Origin of the sequence: Pseudonocardia oceanicola (genome assembly GCF_047200735.1) — a bacterium.
In the GTDB taxonomy this organism is placed as follows: domain Bacteria; phylum Actinomycetota; class Actinomycetes; order Mycobacteriales; family Pseudonocardiaceae; genus Pseudonocardia.
The window spans coordinates 140420-163710 of sequence record NZ_JBJZON010000002.1; the positions used below are offsets into that span (position 1 = coordinate 140420).

The window sequence follows — 23291 nt, forward strand, 5'->3', positions numbered from 1 at the left end:
GCCAGCGGGCCGTCCGTGCCCGGCGCGTGTCGTACGCCACGTGTGGGGTACGCGGTCGCGGTGAACGGCATGTCCCGGGCGACCACCGGTCCCCGCGCCCCGGCCGTGCCTCGGCCGGGGCCGGAGCACGACCGGGACCAAGATCGCAACTTTGTGCACGCCTTCACGAGCGACTACCGTGGACGGGCGTCGCCGCCGAACGATCCGGCCGCCTGAGGGCCGGCCGGCCAGTGCCGGTCGCGCAGGCCGCCGCCGTCCCGGCCGTGGCCCCCATCACGACGAGTACGACGCCCGAGGAGCCGCCGCGTGACGCTGCCGCCGCAGGCCGGCTCCTCGACCCCCGAGACCCCCGGGACCGCCGGGACCCCCGATACCCCCGGGAACCCTGAGACCCCCGGGAACCCCGGCCCGGAGCCGGCCACGGGCCGCGCGGTCCGGGCCATCCCGGAGGCGACGGTCACCCGGCTCGCGGTGTACCTGCGGGTGCTGGGCCAGCTCGCCGAGGGCGGCGCGGAGACGGTCTCCAGTGAGGAGCTCGCCTCCGTCGCCGGCGTCAACTCGGCGAAGCTGCGCAAGGACCTCAGCCACATCGGCAGCTACGGCATCCGCGGCGTCGGCTACGACGTGGCCTCCCTGCAGCACGAGCTGGAGCGGGTGCTCGGGCTGGACCACCCGCAGGCGGTGGCGCTCGTCGGCGTCGGCAACCTCGGGCACGCGCTGGCCGGCTACGGCGGCTTCGGCGGCCGGGGCTTCCCGGTGACCGCGCTGTTCGACGTCGACCCCGACCTCGTCGGTATCAAGATCAACGGGATCGTCGTGAAGCACGTGCGCGACATCCCGTCGGCGTGCCCCGCCGCGGGCGTCACGATCGGCATGATCGCGACCCCGGCCCAGGCCGCGCAGAGCGTCTGCGACCAGCTGGTCGCGGCGGGCGTGCGCTCCATCCTCAACTTCGCCCCCACGGTCCTGCAGGTTCCCGAGGAGGTCGAGGTCCGCAAGGTGGACCTCGCCGTCGAGCTGCAGGTGCTGGCCTTCCACGTCGCGGGACGTGGGAACGCCGCCGCGGCGGGCCTCAGCCCAGACGTCCCGGCCGTCGCCCGGGTCGTGAACGGTCGCAACGGATCGGCGGTGCCGCTCTCATGAGTGTTCTCGTCGTGGGCCTCTCGCACCGGAGTGCGCCCGTCGACGTCCTGGAGAAGGTCGCGGTGTCCGCGGACGACGTGCCCAAGCTCCTCGACGAGATGGTGCGGTGCCCGCACGTGAGCGAGGTGACCCTGCTCTCGACCTGCAATCGGGTCGAGGTCTACGCGGTGGTCGACGCCTTCCACGGCGGGCTCGCGGACGTCTCGGAGGTGCTCGGCCGGCACTCCGGCCTGCCGCTGCAGGACCTCACCGAGCACTTCTTCGTGCACTACGCCGGCTCGGCCGTGCAGCACCTGTTCTCGGTCGCCGCCGGGCTGGACTCGATGGTCGTCGGCGAGTCGCAGATCCTCGGCCAGCTGCGCCAGGCCTACGCGACGGCCGACGAGGCCGGCACCGTCGGCCGCGTCCTGCACGAGCTCGCCCAGCAGGCGCTGCGCGTCGGCAAGCGGGTGCACGCCAGCACGGGCATCGACGCCGCCGGCTCCTCCGTGGTGTCCGAGGCGCTGCGGGACGCGTCGACCGTCCTCGGGTACGCCGACGGCGAGCTGACCGGCGCCCACGCCGTGATCGTCGGGGCCGGGGCGATGGGCGCGCTGGCCGCGGCCCACCTCCGCCGCGCCGGCGCCACCGGGATCACCGTGCTCAACCGCTCCGCCGAGCGGGCCGAGCGGCTCGCGCAGAAGAGCGCCGAGCAGGGCGTCCCGGCCCGCGCCGGGCTGCTCGACGAGCTGCCCGCCGCCGTCGCCGACGCGGACCTGATGATCGCCTGCACCGGCGCGATCGGCACTGTCGTGGAGCGCGCGGCGGTCGAGGCCGGCACGGCCGGCCGCACCCGCCCGCTCGTGGTGTGCGACCTCGGCCTGCCCCGGGACGTCGACCCGGCCGTCGCCGAGATCGAGGGCGTGACCGTCGTCGACCTCATCGCGCTGCAGCGCCGCCTCGTCCGCGAGGACCTGGGCGGGTCGGCCGACGCCGTCACCGCGGCCCGCGACCTGGTGGCCGAGGAGGCCCAGAACTACCTGGCCGCGCAGCGGTCCGCGGAGGTCACGCCGACCGTCACCGCGCTGCGCCGGCGCGCGTCCGAGGTGGTCGACGCCGAGCTGCTGCGGCTGTCGTCGCGGCTGCCCGAGCTGTCCGACGACGTCCGCGACGAGTTCACCCGGACCGTCCGGCGCGTCGTCGACAAGCTCCTGCACACGCCGACGGTGCAGGTCAAGAAGCTGGCCGAGGGTCCGGACGGGGACAGCTACGCCGCCGCGCTGCGGACCCTGTTCGAGCTCGACCCGCAGAAGCCCGCCGCCGTCGCGGGCACGGTCGAGCAGTCGATCAGCGGGCACGACGTCGCCGCGGCCCTCGAGGCGCCGGTGCGCCGGGTGGGCCCCGACGGCGCCGAGGGCGACCGGTGACCGCCGTGTCCGACCGCACCGCTCCCCGCGCCCTCCGCGTCGGCACCCGGCCGAGCCGGCTCGCCGTGGCCCAGTCCGGCCAGATCGCGGAGCTGATCCGCGCCGCCGGGCGGCCCGCCGAGCTCGTCGACGTGCACACCACGGGTGACCGCTCGTCGGCGCCGATCGCCCAGCTGGGTGTGGGGGTGTTCGTGTCGCAGCTGCGCGAGGCGCTCGTCGCCGGCGAGGTCGACGTCGCCGTGCACTCCTACAAGGACCTGCCGACCACGCCGGACCCGCGGCTGACCCTGGCCGCGGTGCCGGCGCGCGAGGACCCGCGCGACGCGCTGGTGGCCCGGCAGGGCCGGGTGCTCGGCGAGCTGTCGGCCGGGTCGCGGATCGGCACCGGCTCGCCCCGGCGTGCCGTGCAGCTGCACGCGCTCGGGCTGGGGCTGGAGGTCGTCGCGATCCGGGGCAACGTGGACACCCGGATCGGCAAGGTGACCTCGGGCGAGCTCGACGGCGTCGTCGTCGCCGCCGCGGGGCTGCGCCGGCTCGGTCGGGTGGGGGAGGCGAGCGAGCTGCTCGACCCCCTGCAGATGCTGCCCGCGCCCGCCCAGGGTGCACTGGCCATCGAGTGCCGGGCCGGGGACGAGGAACTGGCCCGGTTCCTCGCCGAGACCCTCGACGACGCGGGCGTGCGCGCGGCGGTCACCGCCGAGCGCGCGGTGCTCGCCGCCCTGGAGGCCGGGTGCAGCGCGCCGGTGGCCGCGCACGCCGACGTCGTCGAGGACCTCGACGCCGACGGCCGGATCGTGGAGCGGCTGTCGCTGCGCGCGGTCGTCGGGATCGGGGAGGTGGGCGAGGGCGCACTGCTGCGCGCGTCCGCCACGGGCGACATGGAGAACGCCGAGAAGCTCGGGGCGGCCCTCGCGCACGAGCTGCTCGACATGGGCGCCGACGACCTGCCGCGGCCGGCAGCGCACGGCGCCCCGGGAACCGCTGGATCGGGAGCTGGAGAATGACTCGCACACCGCCGACCGCCGGTCGGATCGCCTTCGTGGGCAGCGGCCCGGGCGATCCGGGCCTGCTGACCGTGCGCGCGAAGGAGGTGCTCGCCTCCGCGCCACTGGTCGTCAACGACCCGGACGTGCCCGAGGAGGTCCTCGCACTGGTCGCCGAGGGCGCCGAGGTCCGGCCGGCGGTCGGCCAGCCGGCCGACGTCGCGGGCGACCTCCTCACCGAGGCCCGCGCGGGCCGGCCGGTCGTGCGCCTCGTCGCGGGCGACCCGCTGACCCTGGACGCCGTGGTGGCCGAGGCGCGTGCCGTGGCCGCGGAGGGCGTGGCGTTCGACATCGTGCCCGGGGTGACCGCCGGCACCGCCGTCCCCGCCTACGCCGGTGTGCCGCTCGGCTCCGCGCACGTCGAGGCCGACGTCCGCGCCGGGCTCGACTGGGCCGCCCTCGCCGGCGCGCCCGGCACCCTCGTGCTGCAGGCCGCCGCCGCGCACCTCGCCGAGGTCGCGTCCGCCCTGACCGCGCAGGGCCGGCCGGCCGAGACCCCGGTCGCCGTCACCGCGCACGGCACGGAGTCCGCGCAGAAGACCGTCACGACGACGATCGGCGCGATGGTGTCCGACGCCGCCGACCTCGAGGGCCAGCTGGTCCTCACCATCGGCGCCGAGGTGGCCTCGCGGGCGGAGCTGTCCTGGTGGGAGTCCCGGGCGCTCTACGGCTGGCGGGTGCTCGTGCCGCGCACCAAGGACCAGGCGGGCGTGATGAGCGACCGGCTGCGGATGCACGGGGCCATCCCCGAGGAGGTCCCGACCATCGCCGTCGAGCCGCCGCGCTCGCCCACGCAGATGGAGCGCGCGGTCAAGGGCCTGGTCGACGGCCGCTACGCCTGGGTCGTGTTCACCTCGACCAACGCGGTGCGCGCGATCTGGGAGAAGTTCGCGGAGTTCGGCCTGGACGCCCGCGCCTTCTCCGGCGTGAAGATCGCCTGTGTCGGTACCGCGACCGCCGAGAAGGTGCGCGAGTTCGGCATCGTGCCCGAGCTGGTGCCGGACGTGAACGAGGCGCAGAGCTCCACCTCCGAGGGCCTGCTCGAGCTGTTCCCGCCGCACGACGACGTCCTCGACCCGGTCGATCGCGTCCTGCTGCCGCGGGCCGACATCGCCACCGAGACCCTCGCCGCCGGGCTGACCGAGCGCGGCTGGGAGATCGACGACGTCACCGCCTACCGGACCGTGCGCGCCGCCCCGCCGCCCGCGCCGATCCGCGAGGCCATCAAGACCGGCGGGTTCGACGCGGTGTGCTTCACCTCGTCGTCGACCGTCCGGAACCTGGTGGGCATCGCGGGCAAGCCGCACGCGCGGACGCTGGTCGCCTGCATCGGCCCGGCCACCGCGGAGACCGCCCGGGAGTTCGGCCTGCGTGTCGACGTCCAGCCGGAGGAGGCCCGGGTGCCCACCCTGGTCGACGCCCTGGCCGCGCACGCCGCCAAGCTCCGCGCCGAGGGTGCGCTGCCGCCGCCGAAGAAGGTCAAGGCACGCCGGCGCTGATCGGCCGACGCAGAGGGCCGCACCCGGGTCGGGTGCGGCCCTCGTGTGTTCTCGCGCCGCTCGCCCACAGGGTCGGCCTCGCACACACGTTCCGCGATGGGTGCGAGGGGCGGACGGTGTGCGCGGGGCGCAGGACCCGCGGCCGGACGGTCGGGTTCGACGACGGCGGCGGGTCCCTGCGCCCGGCACGAGCCGTGGCCGGACGGTTGTCGGGTTCGACGACGGCGGCGGGTCCTGCGCCCGGCACGAGCTGTGGCCGGACGGTTGTCGGGTTCGACGACGGCGGTGGCGGTTCGGTGCCTGCCACCGCGGGCCCCACCGCGTGATCGTCGCCGGGGCCGGTCGCGGTGACCTGTGGAACCGCGCCGATCGGCTTCGGGCGGGGAGTGCGACGGTGGCGCTGCGTCGGGGCCGCTGTCGTGACGCCCGGTCGATCATCACGCCGACCTCCCGCACTGACATGATCATTCCGAGTGCGACGGCAGCGCTGCAGCGGCGATGCTCGCGTGACTCTCGGAACGATCGTCGCGGGACGAGAGGTGCCGGAGCGTCGTCTCGACAGCGCCCCCGTGCCCCTCGGAACGATCTTGTGCGTGGCGGTCGGTGGAGGGACGGGGTGCGGTCGCCCCGGACGCGGCTCGGGGGCGGGTGGTGGTCCGGCCCGCGAGCCGCACGTCAGGAGCCGACGGTCGCGGGCCTGCGGAAGCGGTCCCACCAGCGGCGACGCTCCACGGCGGCCGCGCGGTCGGCCTCGGCCAGGCGCTGCGCGGTGAGGACCGGGATGGCTTCGGTGGGAGCGTCGTCGACCGGCGGGGCGGCGGTGGGGCCGTCGGTGGCCTCGACCGGGACCTCGGGGGTGGTCCGGACGGAGGCTGCTGCGAGGGCCTCGGCGGCGACGTCGGCGGAGGCTGCTGCGGGTGCCTCGGCGGATGCGGTGGGCTCCTCGGGGGCCGCGGCGGTTGCGGCGGGTGCCTCGGGAGCCTGGTGGAAGTCCGGCGGGTAGGCGGCCCACCGCTCCTCCTGCGAGATCCCGGCGACGGGCTCCCACGGCCCGACGGCACGGGCGCGGCCCAGGTAGGCCGACGCGGCGGCCACTGCGGCGCGGACGCAGTCGCCCCGCGGGGCCACCCCGAGCGAGCGGTGGCCGGCGCCCCACGGCGCGAGCCCGGCGTGCTCGGCGACGGTGACCGTGACGACCTCCCAGGCGTAGTCCCGCTCCTGGGCGGCGACGAGGTCGCGCAGCTCGTCGGGGCCCCAGACGGTGCTGCCCTCGTCGACACCGGCGGTGACCACCAGCACGAACACGCGCTCCGGACGCTCGTGCTCCGGCATCCCGGCCAGCGACCGGCCGAGTCCGCCGACCAGGGAACCGAGCGAGTCGCGGACGGCCTCGGTGCGCCGGCCCCGCAGCTTCGGCACGGCGGCCGGGATGCCGCCGCGCAGCTTGCGGGCGCGCCGGCCGGTGGTGGTCAGGTAGACCTCGACCTCGCCGGGCAGCGCGGCCTGGTGCGCGAGGAGGTCGGCGGTCGCGGCACGCACGTCGTCGCGGAGCGGGCCGAGCGAGCTGGATCGATCGAGAAGGAGGGCGATGACGCTGCGTCCCGGTGTGGTCACGCGCGCAGGATGCCGTATCGGCTGACACGCTCCGTCACCGACCCCGCCCTCGTGGGACGGCCCGTCGGTGCGCTGCACCGCCCGGCGCCGCCCCCGCTCGACCTGCCACAACAGCCGATCTTCGCCTACCGGCGCTCCTCTGCGGGCAGCCCCGGTCCCGACCCCACCGCACAGGAGCGCCGTTCGCGCGGGAGGTCCGCACAAAAGTGCCGTTCGTGCGGTAGGTCCGCACAAAAGTGCCGTTGGTGCAGGAGCGCGGCACGGGAGCACGGTGCGGGCAGGACTGCACGAGAGTGCCGTTCGTGCGGTAGGTCCGCACGAGAGTGCCGTTGGTGCAGATCCCCTGCCCACCGGGTCCGGCCGCGGTCCCACCCCGCCCGGTCGTACGCTGGCCGCATGGCCTATCCCGCCCAGCGTCCCCGCCGGCTGCGTTCCACCCCGGCGCTGCGCAGGCTGGTGGCCGAGACCGAGCTGCGGCCCCGGCACCTGGTCCTGCCGATGTTCGTCAAGGAGGGCGCCGCGGAGCCGGTGCCGATCTCGTCGATGCCCGGGGTGGTCCAGCACACCCGCGACACGCTGCGGAAGGCCGCGGTCGAGGCGGTGGACCGCGGGGTCGGCGGGATCATGCTGTTCGGCGTCCCCGAGCGGCACGACGCCGCGGGCTCCGGGGCGACCGACCCCGCGGGGGTCCTCAACGTCGCGCTGCGGGACCTGCGCGCCGAGCTGGGCGACTCGACCGTGCTCATGTCCGACCTCTGCCTGGACGAGTTCACCGACCACGGGCACTGCGGGGTGCTCGACGGGCAGGGCTGCGTCGACAACGACGCCACGCTCGAGGTCTACGCGCGGATGGGCGTGGTGCAGGCCGAGTCCGGGGCGCACCTGGTGTCGCCCAGCGGGATGATGGACGGTCAGGTCGGTGTGATCCGCGAGGCGCTCGACGGGGCGGGCTTTACCGACACCGGCATCCTCGCCTACACCGCCAAGTACGCCAGCGCCTTCTACGGCCCGTTCCGCGAGGCCGTCGAGAGCCAGCTGAAGGGCGACCGCAAGACTTACCAGCAGGACGGCGCGAACCTCCGGGAGGCGCTGCGCGAGCTCGCGCTGGACCTCGACGAGGGCGCGGACATGGTGATGGTCAAGCCGGCGCTGCCGTACCTCGACGTGCTGCGGACCGTCGCCGACACCGCCGACGTCCCGGTGGCCGCGTACCAGGTGTCGGGCGAGTACGCGATGATCGAGGCCGCCGCGGCGCAGGGATGGCTGGAGCGCGAGCGGACCATCGTGGAGACGCTGACCTCGCTGCGCCGCGCGGGCGCGGACGTGGTGCTGACCTACTGGGCGGCCGAGGTCGCGGGTCTGCTGGACTGATCGCATGCGGACCGACCAGGAGCCCGGCGTCCTCGGCGCCCTCACCGACCTGAACTTCGAGCGGTTCGCGACGCCGTCGGTGGTCAGGTTCGTCTACGTCGTGGGCATCGTGGTGACCACGCTGTGCTACGTGGTGGGCGTAGTCGGGTTCTTCCTGCGGGGCTTCGGGCTCGGGGTCGCGGCGCTCGTCGCCGGCGGTGTGGTCGCCGTGTTCGTGCTGCTCCTGCTACGGGTGGTGCTGGAGTTCCTGACGGCGGTGGTCCGCCTGTCGGAGGACGTCCGCCGTCGGGGCTGACCGGTACCGTGGTGGCCGTGAGCACCGGCGATCAGGGTGAGGGACCCCGCTACTACCCCGGCGGACCCTCGGCGGGCCAGTATGCGCAGTACCCGCAGAACCCGTACCCCCAGGGTGCCCCGCAGGGCGCGCCGACCGGCCCCCGGGCCGGCGATCCGCAGTCCGGGCAGTACGCCTACAGCCCGTACTCGTCGGGGTCCGCGTCGTCCGGCGCCGAGCCGCAGGCGGTCCGCCGCCCGGCCACGATGATCGGTGCGCTGGTCCTGCTGGTGCTGAGCGCCCTGCCGTTCCTGGTGTTCGGTGTCCTCGGGCTGTTCGTGCCGATCTCGCAGGAGATGTTCCCGCCGGAGCTCGGGCTCGACGCCCTGCTCACCCAGTACAACGTCTCCTTCGACCAGTTCCTGCAGGCCGTGCGGCTGCTGCTCGCCCTGGCCGCGGTGCTCGCGCTGGTCTACATCGGCATGGCCGTCGCCGCGTTCGCCGGCAAGTCGTGGGGACGGATCACCGTCACCGCGCTCACCGTCCTGTTCTGCGGGTTCCTGCTGCTCAACCTGGGTGGCCCGGGGTCGTCGCTGATCGTGCTCGTGCCGGTGGTGCTCGCCGTCGCCGGCGTGGTGCTGATGTTCGTGCGCCCGTCCGCGGCCTGGTTCGCGGCCCGGCGCTGACGCCGCGGCGCACGCCACGCCGACCCCACGGGCCGGACCGCGGCGCGGATGTGAGACTGGATGCCGTGAGTGCCCCCTTCACCCCGATCACGCCCGAGGTCTCCGCGGGCCTGTTCGCCCGCGCCGCCGAGGTGATCCCGGGCGGCGTCAACTCGCCGGTCCGGGCGTTCACCTCGGTCGGCGGCACGCCGCGCTTCATGGTCTCGGCGCAGGGCCCCTGGCTGACCGACGCCGACGGGCTGCGCTACGTCGACCTGGTCTCCTCGTGGGGCCCGATGATCCTCGGGCACGCGCACCCCGCCGTCGTCGACGCCGTGCGGACCGCCGCCGGGTCCGGCCTCTCCTTCGGCGCCCCGACCCCGACGGAGATCGAGCTGGCCGAGGCGATCATCGACCGGGTCGCGCCGGTGGAGCAGGTGCGGCTGGTGAACTCGGGCACCGAGGCCGTGATGAGTGCGATCCGGCTGGCCCGCGGCATCACCGGCCGGACGGTCGTCGTCAAGTTCGCGGGCTGCTACCACGGTCACGTCGACGCCCTCCTCGCCCAGGCGGGCTCGGGTGTCGCGACCCTGGGCCTGCCGACCAGCCCGGGCGTCACGGGGGCGCAGGCCGGCGACACCGTCGTCCTGCCGTACAACGACCTGGACGCGGTCCGGCAGGTCTTCGCCGAGCGCGGCACCGAGATCGCCTGCGTGATCACCGAGGCCGCGGCGGGCAACATGGGCGCGGTCGCGCCGCGCCCGGGCTTCAACCAGGGGCTGCGCGACATCACCCGCGAGCACGGCGCCCTGCTGGTGGTCGACGAGGTGATGACCGGGTTCCGCGTCTCGCCCGCCGGCTGGTTCGGGCTGGAGGGCGTGGCCGGCGACCTCTACACCTTCGGCAAGGTCATGTCCGGCGGGCTGCCGGCCGCGGCCTTCGGCGGGCCCGCCGCGCACATGGCCCACCTCGCTCCGGCCGGGCCGGTCTACCAGGCGGGCACGCTGTCGGGGAACCCCGTCGCGGTCGCCGCCGGGCTCGCCACCCTGCGGCAGGCCGACAAGGCCGTCTACGACGCGCTCGACGCCAACGCCGAGCGCCTCGTCGGCATGATCGGCGGGGCACTCCGTGAGGCCGGAGTGCCGCACCGGGTCCAGACGGCCGGGAACATGTTCTCGATCTTCTTCACCGAGGAGGAGGTCGTGGACTACGACACGGCGAAGGCCGCGCAGACCTGGCGCTTCCCGCCCTTCTTCCACGCCCTGCTGGAGCGCGGGGTCTACGCGCCGCCCAGCAACTTCGAGGCCTGGTTCGTCTCGGCCGCGCTCGACGACGACGCCTTCGCCGTGATCGAGAAGGCGCTGCCCGACGCGGCGCGCGCGGCGGCCGCGGCGGTGCAGCTGGCGTGAACGCCCCCGTCGATCCCGCGCACGTCGATCCCGCGCACGTCGATCCCGCGCACGTCGATCCCGGCGACCCGGTCCCCGCCGATCCCTTTCCCGGTGGGGACCGCACCTCGCCCGACCCGACCGGCCCCCGGACCGTCGTCCACCTACTGCGGCACGGGACGGTGCACAACCCCGACGGCGTCCTCTACGGACGCATGCCCGGTTTCCGGCTCTCCGACGACGGCCGGGCCCAGGCCGAGCTCGTCGCCGAGAAGCTGGCCGACTCCGACATCGCCGCGGTCCTCGCGTCGCCGCTGCAGCGCGCCCAGGAGACCGCGACGCCGATCGCCAAGTCGCACGGCCTGGACATCGTGTCCGAGGACGGGCTGATCGAGTCCGGCAACCTGTTCGAGGGCAAGCGGTTCGGCGTCGGCGACGGCGCGCTGCGCCGGCCCGAGAACTGGCGGCTGATGCGCGACCCCTTCACCCCCTCGTGGGGCGAGCCGTACCTGAAGATCGCGCACCGGATGTTCGGCGCGGTGCACCGCGCGCGGGTGCTGGCGGAGGGGCACGAGGCCGTGTGCGTGTCCCACCAGCTGCCGATCTGGACCCTGCGGCGCTACCTGCTGGGCCAGCGGCTCTGGCACGACCCGCGCTCGCGGAAGTGCGCGCTGGCCTCGCTGACCAGCGTCGAGTTCACCGGCACCACCGTGACCGGGCTCCGCTACCGCGAGCCGGCCGGCTCCAGCGACCCGACGGCGACGGGCGCATGAGACGGATCCTGCCGCTGCTGCTGGGGCTGCTCGTGCTGGCGGGCTGCTCCACGAGCAAGGACGCCGTGGCGAGCGGCCAGCAGGAGTTCACGTTCGTGGCGCCGAACGGGCAGACGACGATCTTCTACGACCCGCCGGAGTCCCGCGGCGCCGTCCCGGAGCTCGCGGGCGAGTCGCTGCTGCACGAGGGGCGGACGATCGGCCTGAAGGACTTCCCGGGCCAGGTCGTGGTGCTCAACATCTGGGGCTCGTGGTGCGGCCCGTGCCGGGCCGAGGCGCCGGACCTGGAGTTCGTGGCCCAGCAGACGAAGGACGCCGGGGTCGCGGTGCTCGGCATCGACGTGCGGGACGACCGGGACGCCGCCCGCGACTTCGTCCGCGACCGCGGACTGACCTACGACTCGATCTTCGACCAGCCCGGCCGGGTGCTCGCCGCGCTGTCCGGCTACCCCCGCAACGTGGTGCCGTCGACGATCGTGCTCGACCGGCAGCACCGGGTCGCCGCGGTCTACCTCACGCAGATCCGCCCGTCGGACCTGCTCGCCACGGTCACTCGCGTCGCCGCCGAGGAGCCGGCCCCGCCGACCACCGGGCAGTGAATGCACCATGGCTCCACAACGCGTCCCCGGGCGCGGCTGGAACGCGCTATGGCTCCATGACGCGCTTCCGAGCGCGGCCTGGGCGCAGTATAGCTCCGTAATGCGCTCTCGGGCGCGGTCTGAGCGCAGTATGGCTCCATCACGCGTTCCGGGACGCGGCTGAGAGCACCATGGATCCACAACGTGCTCGAGTGGCCGGTGTGGGCGCGGGCGTGCCGCCCGGACGCACGGGTGAGCGGTTCCACTACGACTTGTAGAACCCACCGCGCACCGGGGCTCGGCCTGCGCATACCCTGTCCGGTGATGGATGCGTCGACCACCCTCGCGGTCAGCGGCCCCCTGCTCGTCGCAGCAGTGGTCGCCGTGCTCGCCGGAGCGGTCAGTTTCGCGTCCCCCTGCGTGGTCCCGCTGGTCCCCGGCTACCTCGCCTACCTGGCCGGGCTCGTCGGCGCGGACGCCCCGCCCGTCACCCGCGAGCAGGTGCGCGAGCGCCGCGAGGGCCGCTTCCGGGTGGCCGGCGCCGCGGCCCTGTTCGTCGCCGGGTTCACGGTCGTGTTCGGGGCGATCCTGGTCGGCGTCGTCTGGCTGGCCGACGTCCTCGTGCGCAACGAGGCCGTGCTGCAGCGGATCGGCGGGATCGTGATGATCGTGATGGGGCTGGCGTTCGTCGGCCTCATCCCCGTCCTGCAGAACGAGCGCCGGGTCCACTGGGTCCCCAGGCTCGGGCTCTGGGGGGCGCCGCTGCTGGGCGCGGTGTTCGGCCTCGGCTGGGTGCCCTGCATCGGTCCGACGCTGGCGGGCGTGGTGGCCGTGGCCGCCGGCACCGGCGGCGGGTCGCTGCGCGGGGTCGTGCTCACGCTGGCCTACTGCGCCGGGCTCGGCCTGCCGTTCGTCGTCATCGCGCTGGGCGCCTCCCGCGCGGTCTCCGCGCTCGGCTGGCTGCGCCGGCACACCCGGCCGATCCAGATCGCCGGCGGCGTCCTGATGGTCGCCGTGGGCGCACTGCTGGTGAGCGGGCTGTGGGGGAGCATGCTCGCGCAGCTGCAGGTCGCCGTCGCCGGGTTCACCCCGGCATTGTGAGCCGCCGCCGTGTGTGACAGCCGATGAGCAGCCCGCCCACCGCGCCTCCCGTCTCGCCGGAGGCCCCGCCCCGGCCGCCCCGACGCCCGGGCGGCGTGCGCGCCGTCCTCGCCGTGCTGCGCAACGCCTGGCGCGGCCTCACCAGCATGCGCACCGCCCTGGTGCTGCTGTTCCTGCTGGCCCTGGCCTCGCTGCCGGGTGCGCTGCTGCCGCAGCGGTCGCTCAACCAGCAGCTCGTGGACCAGTACTTCGCCGACTACCCGCGGCTCGCCCCGCTGCTGGACAAGATCGGCGCCTTCGAGATCTTCGCGACGCCGTGGTTCGCCGCGATCTACCTGCTGCTGATGATCTCGCTCATCGGCTGCCTGACCCCGCGGTCGCTGGAGTACCTGCGCGCGATGCGGCAGAAGCCCGTCGCCACCCCGCGGAACCTGGCGCGCATGCCGCACCACGCCGAGGGCGTCGTCGACGGCACCCCCGAGGAGGTCCTCGAGCGGGTCCGCCGGCGGTTGACGGGGTGGCGCCGCGCCGAGCAGGACACCGACGGCGCCCGCAGCGTCTCGGCCGAGCGCGGCTTCCTGCGCGAGACCGGCAACCTCGTGTTCCACATGAGCCTGGTCGGGCTGCTCATCGGCATCGCGGTCGGGAAGCTCTTCGGCTACGAGGGCCAGATCGTCGTGCTCGCCGACGGCAGCCAGTTCTGCAACACGTCGATCCTGGGCTACGACTCCTTCCGACCCGGCCTGCGCGTCGACGGGACCCGGCTCGACCCGTTCTGCTTCCGGGTGGACTCCTTCGCCGCGGACTACCTGCCGAACGGCCAGCCCGAGCAGTACACCGCCGAGCTGGCCTACCAGACCGCCGACGAGGTCCGCGCCGGCGACACGGCGACGTGGCGGCCGTACACCCTGTCGGTGAACCACCCGCTGCGCCTCGACGGCGAGCGCGTCTACCTCCTCAACCACGGGTACGCCCCGCGGTTCACGGTGACCTGGCCGGACGGGCAGCAGCGCACCGGCGAGATCCAGTGGCAGCCCGTGGACACCACGACCTACCTGTCCCAGGGTGCGACGAAGTTCGAGCGCCCCGGTATCGCCGACGAGGCCGAGCGGCAGCGCAGCTCGATCGCGATCACCGGCCTCTTCGCCCCGACGAGCTCGGGCGGCAACGTCGTCACCTCGACGTTCCCCGACCTGCTCGCGCCGGAGGTGGCGATCGACGTCATGCGCGGCGATCTCGGCCTCGACGACGGGCGCGGACAGTCGATCTTCTCGGTCGACCAGTCGAAGGTCGACTCCGGCGAGCTGGTCCGGGTCGCGCGCGAGAACATGGTCCCGGGCCAGGAGATCACGCTCGACGACGGCACCCGGATCCGGTTCGACGACGTCACCCAGTGGGCGGCGCTGCAGGTCAGCCACGACCCCGGCCAGGTGACGGTGCTCGTGTTCGCGATCCTGGTCCTGCTCGGTCTCGGGCTCTCGCTGTCGGTGAAACGACGGCGGTTCTGGGTGCGGGTGACGCCCGAGGGCGAGGGCCGCACCCGCGTCGAGCTGGGCGGGCTCGCCCGGACCGACCGCGCGGGCTACGGCGAGGAGTTCGACCGGCTGCGCGCCGACCTTCTGGAAACCCCGACGAACGGTGGAGACCGATGACCGTCGATCCGGTGCTCTCGCAGTACAGCGACATGCTCTTCCAGGGCACCGTCGTCGTGTACCTGCTGGCCATGGCGTTCTACGCGATCGAGTACGTGTCGGCCCGCTCGCCCGCCGCGGCACCGGCCGCGGAGGTGCCCGTCGCCGTCGCCGCGGTCCCCACGTCCGGGTCCGGCACCGCGGACCTGGGCCTCGTCAGCGACGAGAACGCCGACGTCCCGGCACCCGCGGCCGCCGCGCCCGCGAAGCCCGGCCGCCCGCGGGGCGAGCGGTTCGGCCGGATGGCCGTGTCGCTCTCCGTGCTCGGGGTGCTGCTGCACCTCGGCTCGATCGTGCTGCGCGGGATCGCCGCGGAGCGCTGGCCGCTCGGCAACATGTACGAGTTCACCTCCGCGGTCTGCCTCGCGGCGGTGGTGGCGTGGTTGATCGTGCTGCAGCGGGTCGCCCGCAGGAACCGGGGCGTGCGCCGGCTCGGGGTGTTCGTGCTGGCCCCGGTGCTGACGCTGATGGTGCTGGCGGGCACGGTGCTCTACGCCCAGGCCGCGCCGGTGGTCCCCGCCCTGCAGTCGTACTGGCTGGTCATCCACGTGACCACGGTCACTCTCGCGACGGGGCTGTTCATCGTCCCCGGTGTCGCGAGCATCCTCTACCTGATGAAGCGGTCCGGGAAGCCGGCGCGGTTCGCGGCGAAGCTCCCCGCGGCGGACACCCTCGACCGGCTCGCGTACCGGACCACGGTCGTCGGGTTCCCGATGTACACCTTCGCGGTGATCGCCGGCGCGATCTGGGCCGAGGCGGCGTGGGGTCGGTTCTGGGGCTGGGACCCCAAGGAGACCGTCGCGTTCGTCGCCTGGGTGATCTACGCGGCCTACCTGCACGCCCGCGCCACCGCGGGCTGGCGGCACGTCGGCGCGGCATGGATCAACATCCTCGGCCTGTCCGCGGTCATCTTCAACCTGTTCTTCATCAACATGGTGGTGGCGGGCCTGCACTCCTACGCGGGACTGGGCTGACCATGAGCCCTGTCGGCCGGTCCGGCGGCCGCCCGTCCGAGCGAGCCGCACGGCATCACCTCGACCCACGCGGTTCGCGCGACTACCGTCGGCAACCGTGAGTCAGACCGGGCCCGACGAGTACCCCGACGGTTCCGTGGGCCGCTACGTCCGCGAGAGGTGGGCGCAGAACGCCCGACGGTCGCGGCGGCAGGCCTCCGACGCGCCCGACGAGGACCGGCGCGCGCAGTCGGGTCAGGACCGGGGGAGGACGCAGGAGCAGGCACAGGGCGGGGCGCACGCGCAGTACCCCGGTCTCGGTGCCCGGCGGGACGAGACGTGGGGCGTGGTGCCCGACGACGCCGGCTGGGGTTCGGACCTGCTCGAGAGCGAACTCGACGACGTCGACCCGTATCCGGCCCCGGGCGGGGACGAGGGACGGCGCACGGTATCCGAACGGCACCCGGGCCGGCCACCCGAGCCCCGACGCGCCGAACCGCCGGCGCAGCGCACCGCGCCGCCCCGTGCTGCGCCTCCTCACAGTGCGCCTCCTCACAGTGCGCCTCCTCACAGTGCGCCTCCGAACGGTGCGGCTCCGCACGGCCCGTCGCCGAACGGTGCACCGGCCCAGGACCGGGCCACGAACGGCACCCCCGCTCCCGGCCGAGTCCCCCAGGGCACGGCCCCGAGCGGTGCGGATCCGCACGACGCGACTCCGACCGGCACGGACCCGCACGGCACGGACCCGCACGGCACGGACCCGCACGGCACGGACCCGCACGGCACGGCCCCGCACGGCACGGACCCGAACGGCGCCGGTCCGGACTTCGCGGCCCCGAACGGCGCGCCCTCCGACCACGCGGCCCCGAACGGGCACGCCCCGCACGAGGTGGGTCCGACCGGGGCACACCGGGCCGCCGAGGCTCCCGCGGCCGAGACGGGGGACCGGCAGGCCGAACCCGCGGACCCGCCGCCCGCCCCGCCGCAGTGGCGCACCGCCGCACAGCGCCCCCCGCGAGAGCGCCGGGTGGTGGCGGAGGAGGGCCGCACACCCCCGCGCGGGGTGCCGCTCGGCCCACCCACCGGTCCGAACCGACCGATCCGGGACGTCGGGCGCTGGACCGACCCCGGCGCCGTCGCCGCCCGGGAGGCGCAGCAGGCGCGCGCCGACTCCGACGCGGACCTCGCCGACCTGTCCACCGCACGGCTGCTCAAGCCGAGCAGGCGGCGGCCACCGCGCACCGGCTGGCGGCGCTTGCTCTACCTGCTGACCGGGCGCCTGATCAACCCGGGGGAGAGCCCGCAGGACATCCGCGAGCGGGAGCTGACGACCCGGGTGAACCAGGCCCTGCTCGGCTGCCACAAGATCGCGACGCTGAGCCTCAAGGGCGGCGTCGGCAAGACGACGATCACCGCGACCCTGGGGGCGACGTTCGCCTCGCTGCGGGGCGACCGGGTCGTGGCGGTCGACGCCAACCCGGACCGCGGCACGCTGAGCCAGAAGATCCCGCTGGAGACGAGTGCGACGGTGCGGCACCTGCTGCGCGACGCCCAGCGGGTCCGCCGCTACAGCGACGTCCGGGCCTACACGTCGCAGGGTCCGTCGCGGCTGGAGGTGCTGGCGAGCGAGCAGGACCCGGCCGTCTCCGAGGCTTTCAGCGAGGACGACTACCGCCGTACGGTCACGCTGCTGGAGCACTTCTACAACATCGTGCTCACCGACTGCGGCACCGGTCTGATGCACTCGGCGATGTACGGCGTGCTCGGCGTGGCCGATCAGCTGATCATCGTCTCGTCCGGCTCGATCGACGGCGCCCGCAGCGCGTCGGCGACCATGGACTGGCTGGAGGCGCACGACCACGGGGACCTGGTGCGCAACGCGGTCGCGGTGATCAACAACGTGCACCGGCAGGCCGGCGCGGTGGACCTCGAGCGGGTGGCGCAGCACTTCGCGGGGCGGTGCCGCGCGGTGGTGCAGATCCCGTTCGACCCGCACCTGGAGGAGGGCGCCGAGGTGGACCTGGACCGCCTGTCGCCGCCGACGCGGACGGCGCTGCTGGAGCTGGCGGCCTCGGTGGCCGACGGCTTCCCGAGCTGAGCGGGCGCCCCCGGCATCGGCCGGTCCGCCGGCCCATGACCGTGCACCCCCGGCCCGTCCCGGGGCCCGGTTCCCCGGGTCTCAGTCCTTGACGGGGGGCGGCGGGTCGTCGCCGCGGCGCATCGACTCGTCCAGGCTGCGCAGGAAGTCGGGATCGTCGTCGGGCCCGGTCGGCCCGGGCCGCCGGGGCGGGCCCGCGGGACGGGACGCGCCGGTGCCCCGCGGGACGTCCGCGCGGTCACCACTCATCGCCCGCCACAGCAGCAGCGCGATGACGGCCGCGACGGCGAACGCGATGAGGTACAGCATCACCAACCACCTCCGGTACCGAGCGTACCTGTGGGCGGGGCGATGCCCGGGTGAAGCCACCCGGGGAGGGGGTGGAGCGGACGGGTGGCCGTGTGCCCGGTGAGCTGGTCGTGCGCCCGGTGAGCGCGGATCCGGGTGGGCGGGAGGCCGGCCCGGATCCGCGGACCCGGAGGGGTCACCGACGTCCGGCCGGGGGTCGGTCGCCCGGTGCCGCCGAGGGGTCGACGCCGGGTCGGCTCAGGCGCGCTGGGCGCCGATCGTGGCCTCGCTGGTGAGGTCCGCGAGCATCCCGCGCACCTCGGACTCCCGGAAGCGGCGGTGGCCGCCAGGGGTCCGGATCGAGCCGATCCGGCCGGCCGAGGCCCAACGGGTCACGGTCTTGGGATCGACACGGAACAGGGCGGCCACCTCACCGGGGGTGAGCAGTCGCTCGTTCGAGTTCTGGGTCGGAGCAGACATCCGAAGCCTCCGCATCGTCGATTACCGGGCCATCGTGACACCGGGGACCCCGGGTACTCGAACGGTTGGGCGGAGGTAAAGGGCTCTTAAAGGGCAAAACGGGCAGACGGGCGCGACCCGGTCGGTGTCGCGGCGGCCGTCCGAGAGGGGCCTGAGCGGCGGATGTGGAGGACCTGAGCTGCGGTTCCGCGCCCGGCCGAGGACTCCGCCGGGCCCCACGGTGCCACTGCCGGCGTGACGCAAGCGTATGGGCGGGCCGCCACCCGGCCCGTCGGTCGGTCCGGGGCGGCGAACGGCAAAGCCGCCCACGGCCACCGTCCGCGCGGTCGTACCCTCGACGTCATGGCGACAGGCCCCGGCACCGACAGCGACCGCGACACCGACTTCGAGCTCTCGGCCGCGCCGGGCAGCCGGCAGGCTCCCGGCCTGGCGGCGACGGTCGTCGTCTACACGGTCGCCCGACTCGGTCTCGTCGCCGTCATCGCGGCCCTGCTGGCCCTGGTGGGCGTGCCGCTGCTGCTGGCGATCCTGCTCGCCCTGGTGGTGGCGCTGCCGCTGTCGCTGGTCGTGTTCCGTGGGCTGCGGGCCCGGCTGGACCTGGCGCTGGCCGAGTCCGGCCGGCGGCGCAGCGCCCAGCGGGACGCGCTGCGGGCGCGCCTGCGCGGCGACGACCCCGCCGACGACCGCGCCGGCGCCTCGGCCGACCGCCCTACGCTCGACCCCGCTGACGGCCACGTCCACGGCCCGGCCGACGGCCGCGCCCACGAACCGGCCGACGACCCCGCCCACCGCCCCCTTCAGGACCCGGCCGGCAGCGCCCCTTCCGGGTCCGGACCGGACGCGCCCGCCTCAGACGGCCAGGCCGAGGGCGAGACCGACCGCGGTCCCCGCTGACCAGGCCAGCAACAGCAGACCGGTGTCCCGCAACACCCGGATGAGCTTGCGCCCCTCGGCGCCGGCCAGCACGCGGCGGACCGGCCCGATCGCGAGCGGCAGGGCGAGCAGCGCGACGAGCACCGGCCAGCTGCGGACCGCCATGGCGATCGTCAGCAGGAACGGCAGCAGCACCAGCGCCGCGTACAGCCGGCGGGTCTCGTGGTCGCCGAGCGCGACGGCGAGGGTCCGCTTGCCCACCACCTCGTCGCCGGCGATGTCGCGCAGGTTGTTCGCGACCAGCACCGCGCAGCACAGCAGCCCGACGCCGACCGCGCCCACGATCGCGGGCGCCCCGGGTGGCCCGCTCTGGGTCACGACGGTGCCGAGCACGCCGACCAGCCCGAAGAAGACGAACACGGCGATCTCGCCGAGGCCCGCGTAACCGTAGGGCTTCTTGCCGCCGGTGTAGAACCAGGCGCCCGCGATGCACACCGCACCGACGGCGATCAACCACCAGGTCCGGCTCAGCGAGACCAGGGTCAGCCCGGCGAGCGCCGCGATCGAGAAGCAGACCAGCGCGGCGGTGCGCACCGCGACGGGGCTCGCGAGCCTCGAGCCGACGAGCCGCAGCGGCCCGACGCGCTCGTCGTCCGTCCCGCGGATGCCGTCCGAGTAGTCGTTGGCGAAGTTCACCCCGATCACCAGGGCGACCGAGACGATCAGCGCGAGGACCGCGCGGCCGATCTCGACGGTGCCGGAGCCGATCGCGGCCCCGGTGCCCACCAGGACGGGGGAGACGGCGGTCGGCAGGGTCCGCGGCCGAGCACCCTCGACCCACTGCGCCAGCGTGGCCACGCGTCGAATCTAGTCGGCGCGGACGGTCGCCGTTCGGGGCGTCTCGACCGACGGCCCCATCGGTGTGGCGGCGACGATCGTGGACGCGGCCGGTGTCGGGCCGGCGGGCGTGGAGCCGGTGGGGACGGAAGCACCGGGCGTGGTGCCGGCCGGTGTCGGCGGGGCGGGGGTGCCGCCGTCAGGTGTCGACGCGATGGGGGTGGGGTCGGGTGCCGCCGTGGCCGCCGGCACCGGGCCCGCGGTGGCGGGTGTGGTCGACCGGGCGCGGGGGTCGCCGTCGACGGTCGACGCGCCCGCCCGCACCGCGGCGGCACCCCCGACCTCGGCACTCGCGTCCAGCGCCACCGGGGCCGGTGCCCCGGCCGCTGTCGCAGCTCCGCTCGCCGCAGCTTCGTCCGTCGCAGCTCCGCTCGCCGCAGCTTCGTCCGTCGCAGCTCCGCTCGCCGCAGTTCCGTCCGTGGCAGCTCCGTCCGCCGTGCCAGCGTCCGCCGCAGTTCGGTCGTCCGCCGTGCCGTCGTCCGCCGGGCCGCCCCCGGTCCCAGGTCCGGCGGGCACCACACCGGCGTCCAGGTCGTCGCACGCGGGCACGTCCCGCACCTCCGGCAGCACGGCGGCGCTGAGGAACTGCCGGTCGCCGATCCGCAACCAGGCGTCGAGGCCGGCGCCCGTCGCGCACTGCACCGGCACGTCCGCGGTGTCGGCGGCGACGCCGACGATCTCCGCGTCGTCCGACGGCTCGGCCCGCACCTGCGCGGTCCCGTCCGCGGAGCCCGACTCGACCTTCGACAGCCGCACCGAGCCCGTCCACAGGTAGTCGACCCGGACCTGCGAGTTGTCCTTCAGCCCGAGCGCGTCCCAGAACGTCCCGTCGGCGAGGTCGATGCCGGCCGGGTTCACGAGCTTCCGGCCGAACTGGTCGTTGCCGCCGTTGTAGCCGTCGCGGAAGGCGGCCTGCGCCTGCGGCACGCCCTGCGGCAGGTCCTTCCACTCCTGGCGCTGCGCCGGCGGGTTCCAGTAGTCGTCGCGGGTGTTCCACGGCCCGACGTCCCACACCGGGGCGAACGCGCACTTCCCGTCGGGCGCGCACACCCGGACCGAGTAGTCGCTGCTGCCCCGCGGGGACAGGGCCCGGCGCGAGGGCAGCGCGACGAAGTGGTCCCGCTCGGTGATCGTGTGGCCGTTCGCGGTCGTGCCGCCCACGAGCCCCTCACGGGTGGCGAAGACGTCGGCGCTGAACGGGGCGTTCTCGGTCAGCTCGGGCCCGCCCCCGGTGGCGGTCGTGGGCGCGGCCGTGAGGGTCACGCCGCGCACGGTCGGCGCGGCGCCCCCGGGGGAGCCGGTGAGCACGAGCCGGCCCTGCACCTCCGAGGTCGGAGCCGGCAGTGCGACGCTCCCGGAGTCCGCGCCCGAGGCCGTCGCCGGGATCCATTCGGTCCAGCCCCCCGAGGCCCTGCGTCCACGGACGTCGACCGACGCCGTGGTACCGGGTGGGAGGTCGCCGACGACCAGCGCGTCCACCCGCGAGGTCGGCCGCTCGAGCCGCCGCGGGTCGAGGGTGAGCAGCCCGGTGGGCACCGCGTCGGCGGGCGCGGCCTCCTCGGTCATCCCGCCCTGCTCGAGCGGGGCGGCGAAGGCCGTCGCCGGGTCGAGCCGCACGCCGTCGCCACCCTCGACGACCCCCGCGGCCTCACCGGAGGCCAGGTCCGCCCGCCACGTCGTGGACCCCCCGCCCCCGCCCCCGCTCGCGCCCGCCGGTGCGACCCCGCCGGCCGCGAGTGCCGTCGCCGCGGCCACCACCAGGCCCGCGCGCCACCTCATCCGCATCCGTGCTCCCCGTCCCCCGCGTGGTTCCTGTGACGGCAGGTGAAGAAGTGCCGTGTGGGAAGGAAGCAGATCGGATGAAGGCGTGACCGTCAATCAACGGAGAGTGAGCACCACGATGGGGTGTCACCTTCCGTCACCACTTCGGGCGATCTCACCCCGGATCGGGTGTGGAGAGCAGGGCGACGACCGCCGCGCGGTCCGGCTTGCCCACGCCCCGCAGTGGAAGCTCCGGCAGCAGCCGCACCCGCCGGGGGACCGCGGCGCGGCCCACCGCCTCGCGCACGGCCCGGCGGAGCCCCTCGACGTCCGGCACGACGCCCGACGGGACGACGGCGGCCACCACGGCCTGCCCCCATTCGGGGTCCGGGACGCCGACCACGCACACCGCCCCCACGCCGGGCTGCGCCGCGAGCACCCGTTCCACCGCGGCCGGGGCGACCTTCTCACCGCCGGTCACGATCACGTCGTCGGCGCGACCCAGGACGGCGAGCCGGTCGCCGTCCCAGCGCCCGAGGTCGCCGGTCACGAAGAGGTCGTCGACGAAGGAGGCCGCCGTCAGTTCCGGGTCGCCGAGGTACCCCTCCGCGAGCATCGGCCCGCCCAGGGAGAGCCGCCCGTCGGCACCGAGGGCGACCCGGACGCCCGCGAGCGGCACGCCGTCGTAGACGCACCCCCCGCACGTCTCGCTCATCCCGTAGGTCGTGACGACCCGGATGCCGGCCTCCTCGGCCCGGTCGCGCAGCGCGGGGGCCAGCGCCGCCCCGCCGACCAGCACCGCGTCGTAGCCCGCGAGGGCGTACATCCCGGCGCCGCCCTCGTCGAGGACCCGGCCGAGCTGGGTGGGGACGAGGCTGGTGCAGCGGCGGGTGCCGTGCGGCAGCCGGCCGGTGGCCCGGGCGAAGCCGGCGGGCCGGAAGCCTTCCCGCAGGTCCTGGACGACGGGCGCGGCGCCGGCGAGCAGGGCGCGCAGCACGACCTGTACCCCGGCGACGTGCTCGGCGGGCAGCGCGAGCACCCAGCGGGCGGGGCCGCCGAGGCGGGCCTCGGTGGCGCGGGCCGAGGCGGTGAGGGCCGCGGCGCTGAGCATCACGTGCTTGGGCGTGCCCGTGGACCCGGAGGTGGAGATGACGACCGCGACCTCGTCGGGCACCTCGGGGGCCGGCGGCGTGGTCGCCCCCGGCACCACGGCGGCGCCGGTCCCGTCGAGCGCGGCGTCGAGGGCGTGGACGAGGGCGTCGAACGACTCCGGGGAGCCGTCGAGGGGGAGCGCGTGCAGCGGCCGCATGACCCCCAGGATCCCACCGGCACGCCCCCGGGTACCTGGCCCCGACCCTCGTGAGGGCGATGGTCGCCAGAGCGACCATCGCCCTC

21 protein-coding genes and 1 pseudogene are annotated in these 23291 nt (G+C 75.1%); 15 read left to right on the forward strand and 7 right to left on the reverse strand.

Features of this window, described 5'->3' with window-relative positions; genetic code table 11:
• Window positions 1-306: 306 nt before the first annotated feature.
• From ACL02T_RS04845 to ACL02T_RS04860, 4 genes are read left to right on the forward strand one after another with little or no spacing between them, the layout of a single operon-like run.
• The gene (locus ACL02T_RS04845; RefSeq protein ID WP_412829445.1) at window positions 307-1143 is read left to right on the forward strand and encodes a redox-sensing transcriptional repressor Rex; all 837 of its coding nucleotides are present in this window, start codon (window positions 307-309) and stop codon (window positions 1141-1143) included.
• On the forward strand, window positions 1140-2549 hold the full coding sequence (locus ACL02T_RS04850; protein ID WP_412829446.1) for a glutamyl-tRNA reductase: 1410 nt from the start codon (window positions 1140-1142) through the stop codon (window positions 2547-2549). Before ACL02T_RS04845 ends, ACL02T_RS04850 begins: the two co-directional genes overlap by 4 nt.
• Window positions 2546-3553 (forward strand): hydroxymethylbilane synthase, encoded by a 1008-nt coding sequence (gene hemC / locus ACL02T_RS04855; protein ID WP_412829447.1) that lies wholly within the window; start codon window positions 2546-2548, stop codon window positions 3551-3553. Before ACL02T_RS04850 ends, hemC begins: the two co-directional genes overlap by 4 nt.
• On the forward strand, window positions 3550-5091 hold the full coding sequence (locus ACL02T_RS04860) for a bifunctional uroporphyrinogen-III C-methyltransferase/uroporphyrinogen-III synthase (RefSeq protein ID WP_412829448.1): 1542 nt from the start codon (window positions 3550-3552) through the stop codon (window positions 5089-5091). The genes hemC and ACL02T_RS04860 overlap by 4 nt, the downstream gene beginning before the upstream one ends.
• 675 nt (window positions 5092-5766) lie before the next feature.
• Here the strand turns inward: ACL02T_RS04860 and ACL02T_RS04865 are convergent.
• Window positions 5767-6705, reverse strand: coding sequence for a hypothetical protein (locus ACL02T_RS04865; RefSeq protein WP_412829449.1), 939 nt, complete (start codon window positions 6703-6705; stop codon window positions 5767-5769).
• A 396-nt stretch (window positions 6706-7101) separates the two neighbouring features.
• Here ACL02T_RS04865 and hemB point away from each other — a divergent pair, with 396 nt between their 5' ends.
• The 10 genes from hemB to ACL02T_RS04915 all read left to right on the forward strand — a co-directional run bounded on the left by hemB (window position 7102) and on the right by ACL02T_RS04915 (window position 17597).
• Complete coding sequence (hemB, locus tag ACL02T_RS04870; RefSeq protein ID WP_412829450.1) at window positions 7102-8076, forward strand: porphobilinogen synthase; 975 nt, start codon at window positions 7102-7104, stop codon at window positions 8074-8076.
• Window positions 8077-8080: 4 nt separating this feature from the next.
• A complete protein-coding gene (locus ACL02T_RS04875) occupies window positions 8081-8371 on the forward strand; it encodes a DUF4282 domain-containing protein (RefSeq protein ID WP_412829451.1) in 291 nt (96 codons plus the stop codon).
• 17 nt (window positions 8372-8388) lie between these two features.
• Window positions 8389-9036 (forward strand): hypothetical protein, encoded by a 648-nt coding sequence (locus tag ACL02T_RS04880; RefSeq protein ID WP_412829452.1) that lies wholly within the window; start codon window positions 8389-8391, stop codon window positions 9034-9036.
• Window positions 9037-9101: 65 nt separating this feature from the next.
• Window positions 9102-10424 carry a glutamate-1-semialdehyde 2,1-aminomutase gene (hemL, locus tag ACL02T_RS04885; protein ID WP_412829453.1) on the forward strand — a complete coding sequence of 441 codons (1323 nt, stop codon included), beginning with the start codon at window positions 9102-9104 and terminating at the stop codon, window positions 10422-10424.
• A gap of 146 nt (window positions 10425-10570) precedes the next feature.
• Window positions 10571-11176: a histidine phosphatase family protein gene (locus ACL02T_RS04890; RefSeq protein ID WP_412829751.1), complete on the forward strand. Its 606-nt coding sequence runs from the start codon at window positions 10571-10573 to the stop codon at window positions 11174-11176.
• Window positions 11173-11775, forward strand: coding sequence for a TlpA family protein disulfide reductase (locus tag ACL02T_RS04895; RefSeq protein WP_412829454.1), 603 nt, complete (start codon window positions 11173-11175; stop codon window positions 11773-11775). The genes ACL02T_RS04890 and ACL02T_RS04895 overlap by 4 nt, the downstream gene beginning before the upstream one ends.
• Before the next feature lie 303 nt (window positions 11776-12078).
• Complete coding sequence (locus ACL02T_RS04900) at window positions 12079-12855, forward strand: cytochrome c biogenesis CcdA family protein (protein ID WP_412829455.1); 777 nt, start codon at window positions 12079-12081, stop codon at window positions 12853-12855.
• A 23-nt stretch (window positions 12856-12878) separates the two neighbouring features.
• Window positions 12879-14507 (forward strand): cytochrome c biogenesis protein ResB, encoded by a 1629-nt coding sequence (gene resB / locus ACL02T_RS04905; protein ID WP_412829456.1) that lies wholly within the window; start codon window positions 12879-12881, stop codon window positions 14505-14507.
• On the forward strand, window positions 14504-15520 hold the full coding sequence (gene ccsB, locus ACL02T_RS04910) for a c-type cytochrome biogenesis protein CcsB (RefSeq protein ID WP_412829457.1): 1017 nt from the start codon (window positions 14504-14506) through the stop codon (window positions 15518-15520). Before resB ends, ccsB begins: the two co-directional genes overlap by 4 nt.
• 97 nt (window positions 15521-15617) lie before the next feature.
• The gene (locus ACL02T_RS04915) at window positions 15618-17597 is read left to right on the forward strand and encodes a nucleotide-binding protein (protein WP_412829458.1); all 1980 of its coding nucleotides are present in this window, start codon (window positions 15618-15620) and stop codon (window positions 17595-17597) included.
• A gap of 81 nt (window positions 17598-17678) precedes the next feature.
• On the opposite strand, the gene ACL02T_RS04920 is transcribed toward ACL02T_RS04915, so the two are convergent.
• Together ACL02T_RS04920 and ACL02T_RS04925 are read right to left on the reverse strand one after the other, a co-directional pair.
• Window positions 17679-17906 (reverse strand): hypothetical protein, encoded by a 228-nt coding sequence (locus ACL02T_RS04920; protein WP_412829459.1) that lies wholly within the window; start codon window positions 17904-17906, stop codon window positions 17679-17681.
• A gap of 237 nt (window positions 17907-18143) precedes the next feature.
• Window positions 18144-18365 carry a BldC family transcriptional regulator gene (locus ACL02T_RS04925; RefSeq protein WP_412829460.1) on the reverse strand — a complete coding sequence of 74 codons (222 nt, stop codon included), beginning with the start codon at window positions 18363-18365 and terminating at the stop codon, window positions 18144-18146.
• Window positions 18366-18707: 342 nt separating this feature from the next.
• Between ACL02T_RS04925 and ACL02T_RS04930 the strand changes: the two genes are divergently transcribed.
• Entirely contained in the window at window positions 18708-19259 is a 552-nt protein-coding gene (locus tag ACL02T_RS04930) for a DUF4229 domain-containing protein (protein WP_412829461.1), read from the forward strand.
• Here the strand turns inward: ACL02T_RS04930 and ACL02T_RS04935 are convergent.
• The 4 genes and pseudogenes from ACL02T_RS04935 to menE all read right to left on the reverse strand — a co-directional run bounded on the left by ACL02T_RS04935 (window position 19215) and on the right by menE (window position 23205).
• Window positions 19215-20051 (reverse strand): 1,4-dihydroxy-2-naphthoate polyprenyltransferase, encoded by an 837-nt coding sequence (locus ACL02T_RS04935; protein WP_412829752.1) that lies wholly within the window; start codon window positions 20049-20051, stop codon window positions 19215-19217. The two genes, ACL02T_RS04930 and ACL02T_RS04935, sit on opposite strands and share 45 nt — an antisense overlap.
• On the reverse strand, window positions 19961-20656 hold the full coding sequence (locus tag ACL02T_RS04940; protein WP_412829753.1) for a pentapeptide repeat-containing protein: 696 nt from the start codon (window positions 20654-20656) through the stop codon (window positions 19961-19963). The genes ACL02T_RS04935 and ACL02T_RS04940 overlap by 91 nt, the downstream gene beginning before the upstream one ends.
• Window positions 20657-20921: 265 nt before the next feature.
• Window positions 20922-21920 (reverse strand): annotated as a pseudogene (locus ACL02T_RS35140) (DUF8814 domain-containing protein); the annotation flags it as partial.
• Window positions 21921-22071: 151 nt separating this feature from the next.
• Window positions 22072-23205, reverse strand: a complete 1134-nt coding sequence (gene menE, locus ACL02T_RS04945) for an o-succinylbenzoate--CoA ligase (RefSeq protein ID WP_412829462.1) — start codon at window positions 23203-23205, stop codon at window positions 22072-22074.
• Between the last annotated feature and the right edge of the window lie 86 nt (window positions 23206-23291).

Coding starts and splice junctions, on each gene's coding strand:
- ACL02T_RS04850 (WP_412829446.1), top strand. CDS start 1,140: ATGAGTGTTCTCGTCGTGGGCCTCTCGCACCGGAGTGCGCCCGTCGAC.
- ACL02T_RS04860 (WP_412829448.1), top strand. CDS start 3,550: ATGACTCGCACACCGCCGACCGCCGGTCGGATCGCCTTCGTGGGCAGC.
- hemB (WP_412829450.1), top strand. CDS start 7,102: ATGGCCTATCCCGCCCAGCGTCCCCGCCGGCTGCGTTCCACCCCGGCG.
- ACL02T_RS04875 (WP_412829451.1), top strand. CDS start 8,081: ATGCGGACCGACCAGGAGCCCGGCGTCCTCGGCGCCCTCACCGACCTG.
- ACL02T_RS04895 (WP_412829454.1), top strand. CDS start 11,173: ATGAGACGGATCCTGCCGCTGCTGCTGGGGCTGCTCGTGCTGGCGGGC.
- ACL02T_RS04900 (WP_412829455.1), top strand. CDS start 12,079: ATGGATGCGTCGACCACCCTCGCGGTCAGCGGCCCCCTGCTCGTCGCA.
- resB (WP_412829456.1), top strand. CDS start 12,879: ATGAGCAGCCCGCCCACCGCGCCTCCCGTCTCGCCGGAGGCCCCGCCC.
- ccsB (WP_412829457.1), top strand. CDS start 14,504: ATGACCGTCGATCCGGTGCTCTCGCAGTACAGCGACATGCTCTTCCAG.
- ACL02T_RS04920 (WP_412829459.1), bottom strand. CDS start 17,906: ATGCTGTACCTCATCGCGTTCGCCGTCGCGGCCGTCATCGCGCTGCTG.
- ACL02T_RS04925 (WP_412829460.1), bottom strand. CDS start 18,365: ATGTCTGCTCCGACCCAGAACTCGAACGAGCGACTGCTCACCCCCGGT.
- ACL02T_RS04930 (WP_412829461.1), top strand. CDS start 18,708: ATGGCGACAGGCCCCGGCACCGACAGCGACCGCGACACCGACTTCGAG.
- menE (WP_412829462.1), bottom strand. CDS start 23,205: ATGCGGCCGCTGCACGCGCTCCCCCTCGACGGCTCCCCGGAGTCGTTC.